Source organism: Nostoc sp., assembly GCF_036919675.1.
Classification (GTDB): domain Bacteria; phylum Cyanobacteriota; class Cyanobacteriia; order Cyanobacteriales; family Nostocaceae; genus Nostoc.
Genome location: NZ_JBALCP010000060.1, coordinates 53,617 through 72,889 on the forward strand (window position 1 = coordinate 53,617; position 19,273 = coordinate 72,889).

General features: G+C 44.0%; 17 protein-coding genes. 8 read left to right on the forward strand and 9 right to left on the reverse strand.

The features are described 5' to 3' along the window. Positions 1-118: 118 nt before the first annotated feature. A complete protein-coding gene (locus V7K49_RS12065) occupies positions 119-478 on the forward strand; it encodes a winged helix-turn-helix transcriptional regulator (RefSeq protein ID WP_335205682.1) in 360 nt (119 codons plus the stop codon). Between the two features lie 157 nt (positions 479-635). Here the strand turns inward: V7K49_RS12065 and V7K49_RS12070 are convergent, their stop codons facing one another. Together V7K49_RS12070 and V7K49_RS12075 are read right to left on the reverse strand one after the other, a co-directional pair. Further along, positions 636-1,538 carry a DUF3153 domain-containing protein gene (locus tag V7K49_RS12070; protein ID WP_335205683.1) on the reverse strand — a complete coding sequence of 301 codons (903 nt, stop codon included), beginning with the start codon at positions 1,536-1,538 and terminating at the stop codon, positions 636-638. Between the two features lie 116 nt (positions 1,539-1,654). Continuing rightward, on the reverse strand, positions 1,655-2,197 hold the full coding sequence (locus tag V7K49_RS12075; RefSeq protein ID WP_335205684.1) for a tetratricopeptide repeat protein: 543 nt from the start codon (positions 2,195-2,197) through the stop codon (positions 1,655-1,657). A gap of 170 nt (positions 2,198-2,367) precedes the next feature. Here V7K49_RS12075 and V7K49_RS12080 point away from each other — a divergent pair, with 170 nt between their 5' ends. Further along, positions 2,368-2,856, forward strand: coding sequence for a hypothetical protein (locus tag V7K49_RS12080; RefSeq protein ID WP_335205685.1), 489 nt, complete (start codon positions 2,368-2,370; stop codon positions 2,854-2,856). Positions 2,857-3,011: 155 nt separating this feature from the next. On the opposite strand, the gene V7K49_RS12085 is transcribed toward V7K49_RS12080, so the two are convergent. From V7K49_RS12085 to V7K49_RS12095, 3 genes are all read right to left on the reverse strand, one after another. Further along, positions 3,012-3,302, reverse strand: a complete 291-nt coding sequence (locus tag V7K49_RS12085) for a hypothetical protein (protein ID WP_335205686.1) — start codon at positions 3,300-3,302, stop codon at positions 3,012-3,014. Between the two features lie 89 nt (positions 3,303-3,391). Next, positions 3,392-4,288 (reverse strand): acetylglutamate kinase, encoded by an 897-nt coding sequence (gene argB, locus V7K49_RS12090; protein ID WP_273768860.1) that lies wholly within the window; start codon positions 4,286-4,288, stop codon positions 3,392-3,394. Between the two features lie 686 nt (positions 4,289-4,974). Beyond that, on the reverse strand, positions 4,975-5,520 hold the full coding sequence (locus V7K49_RS12095) for a shikimate kinase (RefSeq protein WP_335205687.1): 546 nt from the start codon (positions 5,518-5,520) through the stop codon (positions 4,975-4,977). A gap of 1,109 nt (positions 5,521-6,629) precedes the next feature. Between V7K49_RS12095 and V7K49_RS12100 the strand changes: the two genes are divergently transcribed. Beyond that, complete coding sequence (locus V7K49_RS12100) at positions 6,630-6,824, forward strand: hypothetical protein (protein ID WP_273768857.1); 195 nt, start codon at positions 6,630-6,632, stop codon at positions 6,822-6,824. A gap of 19 nt (positions 6,825-6,843) precedes the next feature. Here the strand turns inward: V7K49_RS12100 and V7K49_RS12105 are convergent, their stop codons facing one another. The 3 genes from V7K49_RS12105 to V7K49_RS12115 form a co-directional block, all read right to left on the reverse strand. Further along, positions 6,844-7,545 (reverse strand): LapA family protein, encoded by a 702-nt coding sequence (locus tag V7K49_RS12105; protein WP_335205688.1) that lies wholly within the window; start codon positions 7,543-7,545, stop codon positions 6,844-6,846. A 498-nt stretch (positions 7,546-8,043) separates the two neighbouring features. Continuing rightward, positions 8,044-8,664: a flavin prenyltransferase UbiX gene (locus V7K49_RS12110; RefSeq protein ID WP_273768855.1), complete on the reverse strand. Its 621-nt coding sequence runs from the start codon at positions 8,662-8,664 to the stop codon at positions 8,044-8,046. Positions 8,665-8,681: 17 nt separating this feature from the next. Continuing rightward, complete coding sequence (locus V7K49_RS12115) at positions 8,682-11,036, reverse strand: ribonuclease R family protein (protein ID WP_335205689.1); 2,355 nt, start codon at positions 11,034-11,036, stop codon at positions 8,682-8,684. Between the two features lie 984 nt (positions 11,037-12,020). On the opposite strand from V7K49_RS12115, the gene V7K49_RS12120 reads away from it, so the two are divergent. Next, positions 12,021-12,896, forward strand: coding sequence for an NmrA family NAD(P)-binding protein (locus V7K49_RS12120; RefSeq protein ID WP_335205690.1), 876 nt, complete (start codon positions 12,021-12,023; stop codon positions 12,894-12,896). A gap of 459 nt (positions 12,897-13,355) precedes the next feature. Next, on the forward strand, positions 13,356-14,243 hold the full coding sequence (locus V7K49_RS12125; RefSeq protein WP_335205691.1) for a hypothetical protein: 888 nt from the start codon (positions 13,356-13,358) through the stop codon (positions 14,241-14,243). Between the two features lie 554 nt (positions 14,244-14,797). Here the strand turns inward: V7K49_RS12125 and clpP are convergent. Further along, positions 14,798-15,406, reverse strand: a complete 609-nt coding sequence (clpP, locus tag V7K49_RS12130; protein ID WP_334867549.1) for an ATP-dependent Clp endopeptidase proteolytic subunit ClpP — start codon at positions 15,404-15,406, stop codon at positions 14,798-14,800. A gap of 478 nt (positions 15,407-15,884) precedes the next feature. Between clpP and V7K49_RS12135 the strand changes: the two genes are divergently transcribed. The 3 genes from V7K49_RS12135 (at position 15,885) to V7K49_RS12145 (ending at position 19,159) form a co-directional block, all read left to right on the forward strand. Then, a complete protein-coding gene (locus tag V7K49_RS12135) occupies positions 15,885-16,040 on the forward strand; it encodes a hypothetical protein (protein ID WP_273768851.1) in 156 nt (51 codons plus the stop codon). A gap of 128 nt (positions 16,041-16,168) precedes the next feature. After that, positions 16,169-18,226 carry a thioredoxin domain-containing protein gene (locus tag V7K49_RS12140; protein ID WP_335205692.1) on the forward strand — a complete coding sequence of 686 codons (2,058 nt, stop codon included), beginning with the start codon at positions 16,169-16,171 and terminating at the stop codon, positions 18,224-18,226. A 330-nt stretch (positions 18,227-18,556) separates the two neighbouring features. Further along, positions 18,557-19,159 (forward strand): molybdenum cofactor guanylyltransferase, encoded by a 603-nt coding sequence (locus V7K49_RS12145; RefSeq protein WP_335027586.1) that lies wholly within the window; start codon positions 18,557-18,559, stop codon positions 19,157-19,159. The last annotated feature ends 114 nt before the right edge of the window (positions 19,160-19,273 follow it).

The window sequence follows — 19,273 nt, forward strand, 5'->3', positions numbered from 1 at the left end:
CTAAAAGTAACTAGTTACTAAAGTAAAGTAGTTACCATAAAGTAACTGTTGGAAAATTTTGGCTAACTTATCGATGTCTGTCTCTAAAAATCATGATGCTTGCCCTGTCAGTATACTGATGTCTTTACTATCAGGGCCCTGGACAATGTATATACTGTGGGTGTTGTGTAATCGTGGGCCTACTCGCTTTGGTGCATTGAAGCATCTAGTCGAGGGCATCTCCACGAAAGTTCTGACGGAAAGACTGAGGATGCTTGAGGCAGCAGAAATTATTTATCGCCACTATGAACCAACTGTTCCACCCCAAGTAACTTACGGTCTGACAGAACGTGGTCAAGAATTAATTGATGTGCTTCATCAACTCAATGCACTAGCTGAACGCTGGTATGGCAGCGAACAACGAGAACATAGCAATATTCAAAGCGAACGTTCCATCCACACCGAAAGTTCTTCCATGTCAAACAGAGAAAGTTTTTGAATACCAGCTTTTTCAAGGCTTTTGTCTTGTGTACTTCTGCGCCAGATTACGCAAATTACGAAGTCCACGATCGCTTCCGCATTCCGCAGCGCTTCTGTGTAAAAAAGCCGATGGAGAATGCATCGGCTTCGCTGACAATATTAAACAGATGAATAATCTACTGTTCCTGGATCGCTGCTGCTTTAGCAGGAAACTGAATTCTGGGATCTGGCATGAAATTGTATCTCAAGTACAATCCTCCCCAGACAAACAAGATAATTAACAATGCACCAATACCAAGGGGACTAGGAAGCCAGAAAACAGCTTCTATGTGATTTAGCTCACCAGGCTGGAGTTTCCACACCAGTTGATTGCCATTTTTTTCAGGCGCAATCGCAGTTTCAGTTAGTTGAATATTTTTGGCTCCCCAAGGAGTCTTCAAACTAAATTCCAAGTCGAGAATTGAACCAGCATTAGCCAGGACGTTACCTTTGCTGGCAATTAGAGAAAGCGATCGCAAATCCAAATCATAAATCAACCGATTTCGGACTAAAAGTAAAAAATTGTTCTCCTCCAAGAGGACGTTTGATTCAATTTTCGGCAGTTCTGAGTCAGATTTGCTCTGCACAGACTCAGATGATTGATTAACACGGGAGTTAAAAAATTCGTTGAACTTCTCTTGCAATTCACTACCACTACTAAAAGGAATTGTGACGATGATTTCTTCAGTGGAAACTCGCTGTGCTTTACCCTCAAGTTTACGGGCGCGGCGCTTTATGCTGTTTATCCATTCGTACACAGAATCGCCACTAAAACTGGTTAGCCGTTCTCCCAACTTAATATGCTGTACTAGTTCACCACTATTTGAGTTATCAAAGTTAAGCCCCACATCGTACTTAACACAGCCAGACAGTAGCAGGGATGTTAACAGGACTAGCCACAGAGTAGGATTTCGGATGGGAAAAACGCGGTTGATTCGATTTCGACCATTCAGTGGTGAGAGAAATTTAATCTTTGCCAACACAAAACTAAATGGTCTGATTAACCACAAGAAAATCTTTCCGAAAATTGAAGAATTCATAACTATAAATCTCCCCAAAGTCAAAGTTTTTAACCAATCTTGACTTATTCGTATTGTTTGAGATTCCTGGAACACCATTTTGGTAAAGAATTTTAATCCAAAATCCAAAATTGGTATCAGACAGGGGTTCCTGAAAAACTCAACCAAACCAAGTATGAGATGGTTAAACCAATGGCAATTAGCGCCACCCAGATAAAGCGATTATCTCTGGTATTGACCTGACTGAGGTCAACAAATTCTGGCTCCGTACGTTTAGGCTTCTGCTGCACAGAAGATTTAGTAGGTTTAGCAGCAATAGAAATTTTGAGTTCATTATCGGGTAATGTGCCCAAATCAGGGATTTGGGTCATCCATTCGCTCGGTCTTTTCAGCTTTGGTGCTTTTAAGATGTAAAGCATCTGTCGCGCTTGTTTGCTGGTTTCAAAATAGGGATGGCGTTTGAGTCTTTCGCAAAGAGCGATCGCATCATCCGTGCGTCCAGCCGCTTCATAAGCTGTCACTAGATGAATTTCTACTTCGCCCCCAAGGCGAGAATTACGAGCTAACAGGGCGCTAGCCTTTTCTAAATTTTCTACGGCTTCGCGGTATTGCCCATTTTCAAAGGCAATTTTACCAGTTTGGTAGCGGGTTTTAGCAATTTCTAAACTTTCTGCACTCACGTCTTCTATAAAAAATCAGCACTGTTTTAATTTTGCCAATGCCAGCAATCTTTTTGGAATCTTTTCAAAAGCTGGCAATCTGAAAGTGGATAAACTTCTAAAATTTTAACTAAGTAGCTGTGACTATTTTCTGATTAAAAATTTCGCTATCAAATGCAGGTGAGCAAAATATGTTGAAAATCAAGCATTCACAACTGAATTGGCTCCTAGCAGGTATAACTTTAGCAGTTATGGGTGTAAGCATTGCTCCAGCTTCTGCCCAGCGTGTGAGAGTGATTGATGGTGGTTATGGAGTCAGGCGTAGCTGCGGAGCAGCTTGTCGTCAGACATCGCCTGCTGCCGGTTCTTTTATTTATGGTAGTCCGATTCCCACACCTATGCCTGTAGACCCAGCAACGGGACTAATGCCACAACGCAATAATTTCCCCGATTCTTACTATCCCCAGGTAAGGCAGCGCGATTCTTATTATCCCCAGGTAAGGCAGCGCGATTCTTATTATCCCCAGGTAAGGCAGCGCGATTCTTACTTTCCCCAGGTAAAGCAGCCCGATTCTTACTATCCCCAGGTAAAGCAGCCCGATTCTTACTATCCCCAGGTAAGGCAGCCCGATTCTTACTTTCCCCAGGTAAGGCAGCCCGATTCTTACTTTCCCAGGTAAGGCAGAACGTGAGATAATTCCACCCTGATTAATCCAACTTTGATTAATCCGACAATTCGAGACTCAACTGTAGTTAATCCGGTGATTATAAATAATTCATGGCGTCGTACACCATTTAGCAGTGGGCGATCGCGGGTTATTATTACCTATCCCCGCTAGGGGGGGGCAGTGGGCAGGGGCGGCAGGGGGAGCAGGGGATAGGGGGCAGGGGAGGTGAGTATCAAAGACTTGTCCACGAGTATCAAAGACTCATTCACGAGTAAAAAAGACTTGTCCACCAGTATCAAAGACTCGTCCATGAGTATCAAAGACTCGCTCACCAGTATCAAAGACTCGTCCACGAGTAAAAAAGACTCGCTCACCAGTATCAAAGACTCGTCCACGAGTATCAAAGACTCGTCCACGAGTAAAAAAGACTCGCTCACCAGTATCAAAGACTCGCTCACGAGTAAAAAAGACTTGCCTGCGAGCAAAAAACGAATCTTAATTTACACAAAATTACAGTTACAAATCATTCTCCCCTGCTCCTCTTCCTCTACGATGTAAACTGCGAACCGAGAATCATCGTCCCAATCCCAACATCAGTAAAGATTTCTAGTAACAGGGCGTGGGGAATGCGACCATCGATGATATGTGCTGCACGGACTCCTTGAGCAAGCGATCGCACACAGCAATTCACTTTCGGAATCATCCCACCGCTGACTATACCATTGACAATCAACTCGCGGGCTTCACGAATATCTACTTTCGGAATCAAAGTAGATTGGTCTTTGTAATCTTTTAAAATTCCACTGGTGTCGGTTAGTAAAATTAACTTCTCTGCTCCTAGTGCAGCAGCAATTTCTCCAGCTACAGTATCGGCGTTAATGTTATAAGCTTGCCCTGTCTCGTCTGCCGCGACACTGGACACTACCGGAATATAACCATTGCTAGCGAGGGTGTCCAAAATCTTGATATTCACATTGCTGACTTCCCCCACAAAACCGATGCCTTCTTGACCTTGGGGACGGGCTGTAAATAGATTACCGTCTTTACCACAAAGTCCTACAGCCAATCCACCAGCTTGGTTAATTAGCGCGACAATTTCTTTGTTAACTCGACCAACTAAAACCATTTCCACCACATCCATTGTGGCAGCATCAGTGACTCGCAAACCATTCTTAAATTGTGGTTCGATTCCCAGCTTATCTAACCAACTGTTAATTTCTGGGCCACCGCCGTGGACTACAATTGGACGCAAGCCAACGCAAGATAAGAATACAATGTCGCGCATAACTTTGTGTTTGAGTGTGCTGTCTTTCATGGCTGCGCCACCATATTTGACAACAACAGTGCGACCGGCGAATTGTTGAATATAAGGTAGTGCTTCGCTTAGTACACGCACACGAGTGGCTTCAGCTTGCCTGATGTATTCCGAATCGTTGACCGTCATGAGGAGCCGCCGTTGAGAGTTAAAACCTATTTCAGTCAGTGTAGAAGACTTTGTAACCTGTAACAATATCTCATAGCTGCCAAGAGTAAAAATAGGCTTTTTGTATAGGTATCACTCACAAATTATCTTGTTTGGATGTTCAGACGCCCAGAAGCAAGTCAAGAGAGATCGCAGTAATGCGATTCTGCTGGATGAAAAAGACTGTTCTGCTATTAAGGAAAATCTTTACTTATTATCTGTCTCAGAAATGTGAAAATCTCTAAAATAAGGACTAGCAACCAGAATCGAAAATTATCAGGATAAATATGGATACACCGATTCTCGATCGGCTAATTGAAGAATTAAAAGTTCTGCCTGAAGACTTGCAATATCGAGTGCTGGAGTTTGCCCGAACTTTAGTAAGTTCGTAAATTCATGGTGTTCCAGGTAGACAATTATTAAGTTTTGCAGGAACAATATCGCCAAATGATATTCAGTTGATTGATAAAATTACAAGACAAAATGCAGGAGTACATCGATAATGGTGCATCACTAGGCTGGTTAATTGATCGGCAGAATTGAAAAGTCTACATTTACCGGACTAATCGGGAAGTTGAAATTTTGGAAAATCCGGAAGCAGTTACTGGTAATCCTGAATTAGCAGGGTTTGTCCTACGGATGGCCAAAATTTGGTAATTTGAGTCTTGCTAATGAGAAACTTGTGTTTTGAGAACGCTAGGAATTGCCTCAAGTACTCGCTTGGCAACGTCTTCAGGTGTATCTCCTTCTCGCTCGGTGATGTGCAAATCGGCTTGAGAGTAAAGTGGTGTTCGTTGTTCGAGGAGCGATCGCAATTTCCCTTTAGGATCAATATCTTGCAGCAGTGGTCTTGTGTTATCCTCAGCTAAACGGCTGTAAATTAGCTCCACCGGCGTATCTAGCCACACTATTAAACCGTGGTGCAAGTAGCCCCAATTTTCTCGCCGCAGTACAATGCCCCCACCAGTTGCTATAGTTAACTTTGTAAAAGCACAAACTTGTGAAAGCACGTCGCTTTCTACCTGGCGAAACCCTGCTTCACCTTCTTGTGCAAATAACTGACTGATGGATTTACCTGTTGCTTGGGCAATGACATTATCGATATCCACAAACCCATAACCCAGTTCCTTTGCCAGTAAGGGCCCTACTGTTGTCTTCCCAACGCCCATCATCCCAATTAAGTACAGGTTGACTCCTTGTAATAAACTACTCACCAGTCGCTTCACTCCAATTATGAATTTTCTTAACTTCTAAATCCTAACTTTTTACTCTACTTCACATTTCTGAGTTTAAGTTTGGGTTGATTGGCTATGATTGCATCAATTGCTTGGTTACTCAGCATTTATTCTACGTATTTATATAATCCATTAGAAAGATAAACTCTAAGAGGATGTTTGAAAAGTATAAAATGTCATACCCAACGGAGCGCCAGCGTAGTGAAGCATCTCACAATTTAACAGAAAACCGGGATTCTTCACTCCACTTCGTTACGTTCAGAATGACGAATTATACCTTTCATCGACTTTCAAACATCCTCTAACAGTACTGCTACTACGACTTTGATAAACTACATTAGTAATTTCTGCAGAAGTAAAACCACAAAGTAAACTTCTAAGGGACTGACAAAAAATAAATTATCCAAAATTATTTGTACATTTGTAGGGGATCTTGGCCTTGTGCCCCTACGATAGGATGTTTTTTAACTGAAAGTCCCTAAGGAATTTATTTTCAACGGGCATTAAGGTTTTTCCCTTTGTGGATATCAAATTTACGTATAACTTTTCTAACTTTATATTGTTTTTAGCTTATATAAATTCATCTTCTATTTGAGTTGAATCAACTGCCGTCATTACCGTTATTAATGTATTTAAAGTAACTTCTGCAATAGATTAACGATTCTTCTGTGAAATTACCATAAATAATAAACGATGGATTTCTCAGGAATGTAGTAATTTTCCTGAAGTAACTTGGTAATTGCTGCATAGCGATCGCTATACTTAACGAAAAAAATAATATAGCTTGTTTGAAACTTTATTCAAACAATTCCTGTCTATCTAAATAATCGCGACTTTCACTCTAGTGTGTAATTATTAAGTGTACCCAATACTGTGTTATCAACAGCACAAACTCGTTATTCTAAAAGTTCAGTTATAACAAGCCCTACTCAATTAAATGTTTCTGAGAAAGGTGTAAATAATAACTTATTTACCGCGATCGTCTAAAAAAGCTTTGCAAAAAAGTTGAAGTTTTGGTACAAAGACTACTGCATATTTCACCCCAATAAGCCTGAATGAATAAATATAGTATGAATGAGGTGTCAACTATGACTCGAATTCGTGACGTTGTACAGAAAGCTTTAGCAACTGGCTATTTGACAGTAGAAGCTGAAAATCAACTCCGACAACTGTTGACTACCCGATATGACTTGGAAGATTTTAATGCTTTCATGACTTTACAGGAAGCTGCCATGATTGGTAAGGTCAAGCAGGAATCTAGAGAGCGGTGTGGCATCAAGTAGAGACGTAGCCTGCTACATTTCACCGACGGGAGCGCTTATCATCATCCTCAAAATCATCATCATCATCAAAAAACTCCCAATCATCATCATCCGCTTGATTGGTAGTCGGTGGCTGATAAGGGGGGATAATTACCCGGTAATCAGCATCGTAAATTGATTCAGTTTTTCCCGCAGCTGTATTTTTTGGCTCACGGTAGCTGTAGGAGTAAACTGAACCAGACTGAGAACTGCTTTTGGTTTCTGATTGACGTTCGTAAGTTTTAGAGTCTCTAGGCTGTTGAGCTTGAGGATTAGGGGTAGGCGCTTCCTCTGACTTTTCATCAAAGTTCCAATCATCATCTCTAGTGCCATTTGTCTCCCAATCATCAAATACATCACTAGTAGGCTGTTCTTTTTTACTAGCTGGTGGTGGAGGACTGACAGGGCGAGATGTCGGTTCTTCTCTTTGGGTTGCCTTAGGACGAGGCGAAGTTGCGCTTCGGCGGTCAGGAGTTTGGCGTTGTCCTGCCACAAAATAATTGGATAATTTAAACAAGGTAGCAATCAATATAGATGTGAAAGCACCAGTGGCAGTACTGAACAAAATCCATATCGCTAGTGGTAATGGTTGAGTTCGCACGCCCAAAAATACTAACGATAGGGGAGGTGACCAATTTTGGACTAACAACGGCGTTAGTACTCCAAGTACCGCCACCAATAGAATTAAGCGAATTACAGCCATAGCAATTTTGTCAGTTGTCAGTGGTTAGTTGTCAGTTATCAGTTGTCAGTTATCAGTCTGATTATTCTAGGACTTATACAAAATCATCAGAAAACGTAGACGCAAAGCGGCTTGCCGCAGGCTACCGCAAATGACGCTAAGGAACAAGAGTTTCAAGAGTTCTTGCCTAAGTCCTATATTCTTCACTAATTACTGTTCACTGATTACTGACACTATGGGCCATCTCTATCATTACCGCTCGGAGAAAGAAATCTCTAAAAAGTTACCCTCATATTGCTAACACTAGACAACTACGTTTGTAATCTTAGACCAGATTGCTAAAACTACTGGGATAAACGGCAATCCCACTATCCCTTCATCAGCTTTAAGTATTATGCGAGCTATATTTATACTTCCATCGGTATCGGCGTTAATTATCCTGCCAGTGGAAGTTTTATCTAAACCGCGCTTAATTCGCTTGCCCTTTTAAAACATATTATGAAATTTCCGATGAGGGCGTTAGCGACGACCTTGCCACCGCTGAATTGGGATGCAGTCAATATCTAGTTGATCTAAAGCTCGGGCAACTACAAAATCAACTAAATCCTCGATGGTTTGGGGATTATGATACCAGGCGGGAATAGCGGGGACAATTCTCACTCCAACTTCTGCTAGAGAGGTTAAGTTACGCAGGTGGATGAGGCTAAAAGGCGTTTCCCGAGGGACAATGACCAGCTTTCGTCCTTCTTTGAGTTGGACATCCGCTGCCCGTTCTAGTAAATCGGAACTCAAGCCAACCGCTAGCTTTGCCACTGTGCTCATGCTGCATGGAATAATTATCATCCCCAGAGTGGCAAAGGAACCACTGGCAATCCCGGCTCCAACATCACCCCAAGGATGGCAGCGGAGTTTACCCGAAAGTGAAACTCCAGCTTGCTCTCGCCAGAATTGTTCTTGCGCGGTTGGTTCTGGTGGCATCCGAATTTCCTGTTCTGACTGCCAAACCATGTAAGTAGATTTAGAGGCAACCAATTCAATGCTGTAATCCGCTTCTAGCAAAAATTTGATCGCGCGAACAGCGTAAATCAGACCAGATGCGCCCGATACGCCTAAAATTAGAGGTTTGGTGTTGTTTGACACGGAAATTTTAGTTGATTTTACTCATCTTCAGAGTAAGGGTCTAGGTCATCAGGCTCAATGTCATTTGGTAAGTAGAGGTCTGAAAGATCGTCATTGGAACCATTGCCAGTTAAACCTTTAGCTACACCATCGCTGCCGACTGTTACCAAATCAATTTGCTGACGGTAGTAATCGACACTCTTAACTTGCACGGCGACGCGATCGCCTAATCTATAGGAAGCGCGATTTTTGCGACCAAACAGTGCCTGTTGTCTGGCACGATATTCATACCAATCGTCTTTGAGAGAACTGACGTGTACCAATCCTTCTACCCTCAAAGGCACACCAGGATTACTGCTGGACTCCACCTCGGCTGCTGGGACTTCAATTTCCACAAAGAAACCGTAGGATTGAACACCAGTAATTACGCCTTGAAATACCTGACCAATTCGCTGCTTCATTAGTTGGGCTTTTTGCAGTCCGGCTAAATCGGCTTCAGCTTCTTGGACTTCTTTTTCTCGGTCGTTGATTTGGACAATTACCCTGGTTAAATCGCTTTGGAGTTCTTGTTGCAATTCTGGGGGTAAAACGTTCCAGTTAATTTCCTCATGGCTGGAGGAGTGGCGGAGGTTAACGCGTTCTCTAACACGGGTATTGCGGCGATCGCGTCCATTTTCGAGTAGCGTGTAATACACTCTCTGCATGAGTAAATCTGGGTAACGCCGCAAAGGGGCACTAAAGTGGATATATTGCGGTAGTGCCAGACCAAAGTGAGATCCTTTGGTGGTGCTGTATGCAGATGGCTTGAGGGTATCTTGCAGCAAGTAAGTAAGAACTTGCTCAGAGGGGGATTCAGCAAAAGCTGTAGTCAAATGTTGATAATCTAAGGGTTGGATATCGACTTCTGGATCTAGCGTTAGGTCAACGCCTAAATTGACTGCCAATTTCAGCATTTCCTGGACATCCTCGACATCGGGTGTGCCTTGGACTCGCCAGATAGCGGGAACACCAAGGGCATTTAAGTGAGTTGCTACCAGTTGATTAACTAACAGTACCAACTCCGTGAGTAGCGATCGCACTGGTAAATCATTCACCACCACAGCGCCGAGAATCCCTTCATCATAGTAGGCGTTTTGGCTGGGTGGCAGATTCAACTGGAGGCTGCCACGAGTCAACCTTATCTGTTTCACCGCTGTTTGCAAGGCTTGGAGGTCTTGCAGGATTTGAGAAACCTGTGGAGATTGATCTTTAGCTTCACCTGTAAGAATTGCCTGGGCTTGTTCTGTACTCAATGCTGTTTCTACGTTGATTACACTGGGTTGAATTTCCCACTCCAACACTTGTCCTGATTGGGGATCAATTGTAATTAAAAAAGAGATGGTTAAGCGATCGCTCCCAGGTACTAAAGAACAGCGTTCAGCCACAGCTGGTGGCAAAATTGGCAGCACTAATTCTCCTAGATACACTGATTTACCCCGTTTAAGTGCTTCTCTATCTAGGGCTTCGTCAGGTTGGACATAGTGGGAAACATCGGTGATATGAACGCCCAAAAGCCAATTTCCGGCTAAGTTTTTTTCTAAACTAAAAGCGTTTTCTATAACTTTGGTGTCGCCATTTAGCCCTTCAATGGTGAGAGTAAACAAATTACGCAAATCCAGCCGATTTTTCAGGTCTGCTTTGAGCAGCTTTTTGGGTAACTTGGCGGCTGCATCTAGCACATTATCCGGAAAAGTGCGGGAAAGGTCGTGTTTGCATGTTACCAAATCTATATCAGCAGCAGCTTCGGCATCACTGCCGAGGATTTGCACCACTCGACCTAGTGGGGGATATTGTGCCAACGGGTAACGCAAGACTTCCACATGGACAAGGTGATCGATTGCTTCTGACAACTTCGCCTCGTTAGGTTGGATCTTGAGTTCAAACAGCAATCGATCATCTAAGGGCACAGCGCGGAAACCGTTTTCCACCTGCTTAATTCGTGCCAGTAATGTGTGGTTAGAACGTTCTAGAATCAGCTTCACTTCCCCTTCCGGAGAGCGACGGCGACTGCCTTCTTTGAGAACTCTTACCAAAACGCGATCGCCATTCCAAGCATTACTCAGATGACTTTCACGGATGTAAATATCCTCAGATCCTTCCACATCTTGAATAGCAAAGCAAAAGCCTTTACTAGAACAACGAAGTTTTGCCTCGATTATTCCCTCTTCTGAGACACGGCGATACTTACCCCGTTCTTTTACTAAAATACCGATTTTTTCTAGAACATCTAAAGCAATGTGAAGTTTTTGTAAGCTTTTTTCATCTTCACAGCCAAGTTTCTTTTCCAAAACTTTTCGAGCTACCAATTTATCATCGGTGAAATTGGCAAGGAGTGTAGCGATTGAAAATTCCATGCAGTGAACCGACCTTTGGTCAAAACATCATTTTTTGTTTAATCTGGTTCTTTTCTGTATACCCTCACGGCTTACAGAAACAAGCTGGAAACGAATTGCCCTGAGGCAAAGCTTCCTAAGTTCTAAGGAAAGGAAGCCCAACCCAGCCTTGCAAGAAACTACTCCCGCAGTTGCGAGCAAAGGAAGCCTACCCACGGACAACTCTGGGCGTCTACGAACTTCTCACTGCACAATACTCTCAGAGTTCGCCTGCGTTCAAGTCTCTTCACCTAACCAAACTTAAGATTGCACGCCTGATTAAGATTTAGCCCCGCTAGGTAATTACGCGACGGGTTTTTGAGAAGCTGGGTTTAGAGAATCCATACTGCCCAAAAGCGCTATGCAGGGGAGCCACTGCGCTCATAGGGGTCTTCCCAAGTGGAGCAAGTGGCGTGGAAACTACAGGTGTTTGATTGTCTAGAGTGAAGGTAATTTTACGCCATTAGACTCTGATTTGAACTAGGAGGAACTGCCGATGAACCCAATTTTCCCACATGTAGAATCGGTAACAATTAGGTAATCAGCTTAATTAGCAGTGAGGGCGAACCTTATCTTCATTATTGTAGATTTAGAGCGCACTTCCAGAAAATAGTTCTAGATATCGAGTTGGGTTATCAGTATAGCATTGTAGGCAAGACTACCCAGGTAAGTTAGCACTAGTCAAAAATTTCGTCAAAAAAGAGCTACTGCTACAATTGGAACACGGGACAACGCAAAAATATCACCTTCATGGGCCGGAGCATAGAGTTATACCTGCTCATTGCCTACCAACAAACTGATCACACATATTCAGGAGTGCTGAGACTTGAAGCGGACATTTTGCTTCCAATGCTACTCGCACGCGAATATATAGTCAGTCGCACAGGTGATGGAAGAATTTGCGATTGCATTAATCCAAAGCTGTACAAACAGTATCTGTAGTTTGCCATTCACAGGGAGATGGAAATGTACACTATTACAGGAATTACGGGTCAGGTTGGCAGTGCAGTCGCCCGCAAATTGCTGACCGAAAAACAGTCTGTACGGGCTGTGATCCGCGATGTCAACAAAGGAACTACTTGGGCAGAACAGGGCTGTGCAGTCGCCTTGGCGGACATGAACGACGCCAACGCGCTCAAAGCGGCTTTTGCTGATGCTGAGGGTGTCTTTGTGGTGCTGCCGCCGAACTTCGCGCCATCGCTGGGCTACCCCGAAACACGGGCGATCGTCGCCGCCCTGCATACCGCGATCGTGGCGGCGCGTCCGGGCAAGGTCGTTTGCTTATCCACAATAGGGGCGCAGGCAACCCAGCCGAACCTGCTGACTCAACTTCAGATCATGGAGCAGGTACTGGGGGATCTGCCGATGCCGATCGCCTTTCTCCGTCCCGCCTGGTTCATGGAGAACGCCGCCGGAGATGTGGCATCAGCTAAAGAGAGTGGCATCATACCAAGCTTCCTGCAACCGCTGGACAGACCGGTGCCCATGATTGCTACGGCGGATATCGGTCGCGTCGCAGCCGAGTTGCTTCAACAGACATGGAGCGGACGGCGGATCGTCGAGATCGAGGGACCACAGCGTGTGACACCGAATGACATTGCGAAGAGCTTTTCCAAGCTCCTGGGCCACCCAGTGTATGCGGAGGCGGTTCCTCGCGAAACCTGGGAGGCACTGTTCAAGTCTCAGGGCACAGCCGACCCGCAGCCGCGCATTCAGATGCTCGACGGTTTCAACCAGGGCTGGATTGAGTTTGAGAGTGGCGAGTCCGGCTCGAGCAAGGGCAAAGTCGAACTGGAGACAGTCCTGAAAAGCCTGGTGGATCGTCCAGCCAGACAGCCGTGAGATATTTTTGCAGCGTAACGTCATAACGGTTGGTTCGCTAATTACAGCCGCGAATTATTTTTCTTTTCCATATCCGGTGAAAAGTCAGATTTGTGTCTTGTTGCAAGCAATCAAGGACATAAATCGTAATATTCTTCATGCCCCATGTTCTTGCTCTACACCAACTTGATGTCAAGTGTTAATTCAGTTCCAAGTACCGAGTCCTGAGTAAAGAAATGAGATTCCCCACTTCTTTACTCAGGACTCAGGACTCAGGACTCAGCACTGATTCAGGACTCAGCACTGTTTCGGTAAGCAATTAAAAATGTTCGCGTAGCGTCTGGTAGAGAAGAAATGCAAGATTGGCAGGCATCCTGAGTATCGAGTGGATGTAAATTAAAGTAAGGGCAGTTTACATCGCTTGAGCATACAGGCAGTATCGACCCCGTTATTAAAAAGATTTAGATTGGTAGCAGTATTATGTTGGCTCAATTCCAGAGCTTGTATCCCAAGGGCAGTCTTATTTCTGAATTAGTGCAAATTTTTCAAGGAAAATATATTGTCCGGGCAAGCGTGCAAATTGAAGGCGTAACCCGTGCTACGGGTATGGCAGCGGCAGAAACAGTAGAAGCAGCAGAAGACCAAGCCAGAACGAGGGCGCTGATAGTTTTGGGTATTACAAATGCGCCACCCGAATCAGTGGCATTTACCTCAAATCCAATTTCCCCGGCGCAGCTAAACCCTTCCTTGAACACCAAAGGTGGATTGAATGAGGCTGCTGCCTATTCCTCTGCAAAAGATGAGGATTTTGTTAGTAGTCAGTGGTCAGTGGTCAGTGACAAAGAAATATCTATCCCGCCTTCCAGAGTCCGCAACATCAAACCAGAAGTAGTAACAAGCAGTAACGAACAGTACGGCTACAGCGATGCTGCGCCCCTATCAAACGATACCTATAGCCAGGATTTAGGTCAAAACTTTCCTGTGACTGCCAACCGGGAGCTAGAATTTGATCCTCCAGTTGAAAACTTGGAAATAACTTTTGATAACCAGGTGGAAAATCAGACCTTTCCAGCAATTTCTGCCAATAATGTCACACCATTTACACCTCGGAGTTATAGCCCTCAAGAGGATGTCCCCACCCCGTCAGTGACAGGAAAGAGAAAGAAGAAAGCTGAACCCGTGGATTTATCGGATGTAATTGCTAAAACAGATGTCGAACTTCAGCGTTTAGGCTGGACACCAGAACAGGGACGAGAGCATCTGATTAAAACCTACGGTAAGCGGGGGCGAACTTTGCTAACTGAAGAAGAATTGCATGGATTCCTCAAATACCTCCAATCTGAGCCAGACCCATTAGCGGGATTTTGATTAGTCAATAGTCATTTGTCTTTTGTAATTGGTAAGGGTCAATCAGAAAAGACATCGGCTATTGAAATACTAATGAAGCTATGGAACCCGTGGATTTATCTGATGTAATTGCTTAAACAGATGGCAAAATGCAGCGGCTAGGCTGGACATCAGAACAGCGACGGGAACATCTCACAAAAAACTATGGCAAGCGATCGCGTTTTTTAGGGACTGACAAAAAATAAATTATCCAAAATTATTTGTACCTTTGTAGGGGATCTTGGCCTTGCGCCCCTACGATGATGTTTTTTTAACTGGAAGTCCCTTACTGACCGACGAGCAATTGCACGAATTCCTTCAATACCTGTAATTTCAGCCAGAGCCTATAGCAGAATTTTAACGTGAGTTCGATAAACCTCTCCCTGACTTGAACTTTAGTTCAAATCTGTCCCTCTCCGAGTCGGAGAGGGACGGTTTTACTACGTAAAACCAGGGAGAGGTCTTTTGATTCAGTTCGTTAGGCTACAAGAACACAGCCAGCAACTTCCAGCCTGAAAGGCAATTTACTCAGCACTTTAGACTAGAGCTACCGCCGGGCGGCTACCAGCGGCGTGACGGTCAATAACTTGGTCAATCAAGCCATATTCCCTGGCTTCCTCTGGTGACATGAAGAAGTCACGTTCAGTATCTTCAGCAATTCGCTCAATTGGTTGACCTGTATGTTCAGCTAAATAGTCGTTTAGCCGCTGCTTGTGGTACAGAATCTCCCGCGCCTGAATTTCAATATCAGTCGCCTGTCCTTGAGCGCCACCTAGAGGTTGATGAATCATAATCCGAGAATGGGGTAAACTCATCCGCTTACCCTTAGCACCACCGCTGAGGAGGAAAGCGCCCATACTCGCCGCCAATCCGGTACAAATTGTACAGACATCAGGGCGAATGTGTTTCATAGTGTCAAAAATGCCCATGCCAGCCGTCACCGAACCACCGGGAGAATTGATATACATATAAATGTCTTTCTCCGGGTCTTCAGCATCCAAATACAGCAGTTGGGCAACAATCAAGTTAGCAATGTTGTTGTCAACTTGTTGTCCCAAAAAGATGATGCGCTCACGCAACAGCCGTGAGTAGATGTCAAAGGCGCGTTCACCTCGACCCGATTGTTCAATAACGATAGGAATCATGGAAGCGTGTTTGTGGCTACTTTAAATACATTTTATCGGTGACGGCACGAAACTGGGGTTTATCTCTACTGTTCCCAGGCAGATAAATTAAACCTTTCTCTTTTTTCTTTACCCAAAAAGAGGGCAAAAGGTGCTTATCTAATAGATTTAACCCCTAAGGGCACTTTTTAGCGGCAAAAGGTGTCTAAGAGAATATCTCCATTTAGGGAAAAACAAATCAAAAAACTCCAATTATCGCCAACCTCATATCTCGGCTTTTGCTGGACTACCTTGGCGATGTGGTAATTAAACTGATAACCGAAATCCGACTTGCTTAGGGAATTATGTTAAATATCCAGTAAGATTTTAAACATTTTCTTAGGATTTACCTCAGCAATTATTAAGTTATTTTTGTTAGATTCGGTAAATCGGTAGTACTAAGTGTATTTAGAATAACCAGTCTTACTTGAAATGCTATCCACACAGAGAGAGACGTGCCATGCTGGAAAAACTTGTACAAGCCGCCATCATCACCTTCTTGCTCCACCTGATAGTAGGACTTAGCCCAAATACTCTGATTCAGACAAAGACAGCATCACCTATGCCAGAAACGCCACCAAATATTGTTAGCTTGCTATTGCGACCTTTTCAGTAAGAATGTTTCACAAATTGCACAGGTGTCGGCGATATCAAAGACATGCACTACTACCTGTTACTCAAGGGCTAACATTCCTGGGAACAGGATAGACTGAGCAAAGAAGGCAACTTACTTGCTATTTGATCATGACTAATCGCCTTGCTGAAGCTAAGAGCCTCTATCTCCGCAAACACGCCGAAAACCCGATTGATTGGTGGTCTTGGTGTGACGAAGCACTTGCAACTGCAAGGGCGCAAAATAAACCGATTTTTCTCTCCATTGGCTACTCTAGTTGCCACTGGTGTACTGTTATGGAAGGCGAGGCTTTTTCTGATACTGCGATCGCCCAGTACATGAATGCCAATTATCTTCCGATCAAAGTAGACAGGGAAGAAAGACCTGACCTCGATAGCATCTATATGCAGGCTTTGCAGATGATGAGCGGTCAAGGGGGTTGGCCTTTGAATATTTTTCTTTCCCCAGAAGATTTAGTGCCGTTTTACGCTGGTACTTATTTCCCTGTAGACCCGCGCTATGGTCGTCCTGGATTTTTACAAGTGCTGCAATCACTTCGCCGTTATTACGACACAGAAAAAGAAGACTTACAGCAACGCAAAGCCCTAATTATTGAGTCTTTGCTCACGTCTGCGGTGTTGCAATCCGGTACAACAACCGAGCTTGAAGACCGGGAATTACTCCGTCAAGGTTGGGAAACCAGCACAGGTGTAATTACTACTAGGCAATCTGGCAATAGATTTCCGATGATTCCCTATACAGAATTAGCATTGCGGGGAACTCGATTTAATTTTGAATCTCAGTATGATGGCAACCAAGTTTCTACCCAGCGGGGACTAGACTTAGCGCTGGGAGGCATTTATGACCATGTGGGTGGTGGTTTTCATCGCTATACTGTTGACCCTACTTGGACAGTACCCCACTTTGAAAAGATGCTCTACGACAATGGACAGATTATGGAGTATCTGGCTTCTTTGTGGAGTACAGGAATCCAAGAACCAGCGTTTGAGAGGGCGGTTGCTGGTACTGTACAATGGCTGAAGCGAGAAATGACCGCGCCTGAAGGTTACTTCTATGCTGCTCAAGATGCCGACAGCTTCACTGAACCCACGGCAGTAGAACCAGAAGAAGGAGCCTTTTATGTCTGGAGTTACAGCGAACTACAACAACTGTTAACGCCTGAAGAACTCAGGGAATTACAACAACAATTCACTGTTACCCCTAACGGTAACTTTGAAGGACGTAATGTCTTACAAAGAAGCAAATTAGGGCAACTGAGTGCAACGCTGGAAACGGCACTGAACAAGCTTTTTACAGCCCGTTATGGCGTTAATCTTGAGTCACTAGAAACTTTTCCTCCGGCTCGTAATAACCAGGAAGCAAAAACCGCTAACTGGCCAGGTCGCATTCCTTCGGTGACAGATACGAAAATGATTGTTGCCTGGAATGGCTTAATGATTTCTGGGTTGGCTAAAGCTGCTGGGGTGTTCCAACAACCGTTATACCTGGAATTAGCAGCACAAGCGGCGAATTTTATCTGGGAAAATCAGTTTGTCGATGGGCGTTTCCACCGACTCAACTATCAAGGAGAACCGACCGTTTTAGCGCAGTCTGAAGATTATGCCTTTTTTATTAAAGCTCTCCTGGATTTACAAGCTTCCAACCCTGAGCATAAACAATGGTTAGAAAATGCGATCGCTATCCAAGATGAATTCAACGAATTTCTCTGGAGTAGAGAATTAGGTGGTTATAATAACACATCTAGTGATTCTAGTCAAGATTTAATTGTCAAAGAGCGTAGTTATGTTGATAATGCTACACCCTCAGCCAATGGAATTGCGATCGCTAACCTTGTCCGTCTGGCCTTACTCACCGATAATCTAGATTATTTGGATTTAGCAGAACTTGGTTTGAAAGCTTTTAGGAGTGTGATGGATCAGTCTCCCCAAGCTTGTCCCAGCTTATTTACAGCTTTGGATTGGTATCGTAATTCTACCTTGATTCGCAGCACAACTGAGCAAATTAACACTTTGATCCCCAAATATTTGCCGGCGGCTGTGTTTGCTATAACATCTGATTTCCCAGAGGGAAGCGTTGGGTTAGTTTGCCAAGGTTTGAAGTGTCTTGCACCAGCAGAAAGTGTAGAGCATTTGTTGCAGCAAGTCCAGCAAAGCCAGGTGAGGGCGTGAAATCGCTCTCAAGAAGGGATTAAATAACTCAATATTCTGATTGAGATCCTCAACCACCAGGGGTTATTAAACCCCTGGCTAATAGCTTAAGTCCTCTAAAAGAGGACTAAAACCAATTCACGAAAACCCTGATACAGATAGATTTCTTGTAGGGGCATGGCAATGCCATGCCCTTACCAACGTATTTGTATCATTATTAAAGTGAAATGGTATAAACAAGAATTTCAGTTCATTTAAATAGACTTTGGCTATTAAGCCAGCGATTAAAATCGCTGGCGGGTGATGCACATAAGTGCAAAATATATTTCTACCCTCTATTTTTATTGACAAATGACTATTGACTCGCCTAGCAAATTAACTGCCATTGTATTAGCAGGCGGTAAAAGTTCTCGCATGGGTCAAGATAAAGCTTTGATTCCCATTCAAGGGGTGCCATTGTTGCAGCGAGTTTGTGGGATTGCTCAAAGCTGTGCTGATGCTGTTTATGTAGTAACTCCCTGGCCAGAACGTTATCAAGACTTGCTTTTGCCTGGTTGTCAGTTTATTCGGGAAGTACCTTTATCTAAGGAATCTCTAGCCCACGGGCCTTTAGTTGGTTTTTCCCAAGGACTAGCCGAAGTGCAAACAGAATGGGTGCTGTTGCTAGCTTGCGATTTGCCGAGGTTGCGGGTTGAGGTGTTGCAAGATTGGGTAACTAGACTTGATAGCGTGGGGGATAATGCGATCGCAGCTTTAGCCGATCATCCTAAAGGCTGGGAACCTCTGTGTGGTTTCTATCGCCGTCGCTGTTTGCCACAACTTCTAGAGTTTATCAATGGAGGGGGGCGATCGTTTCAGCAGTGGCTTCGGCAATATCCTGTAGAAGTTTTGCCCTTAGCAGAACCCGAAATGCTGTTTAACTGTAATACCCCACAGGACTTGGCTTTAAGTTAATTGAAGAAGAATATCAGAATACAGAATTAAGGGACTTCCAATTAAAAAAACATCCCATCGTAGGGGCGCAAGGCCAAGATCCCCTACAAATGTACAAATAATTTTGGATAATTT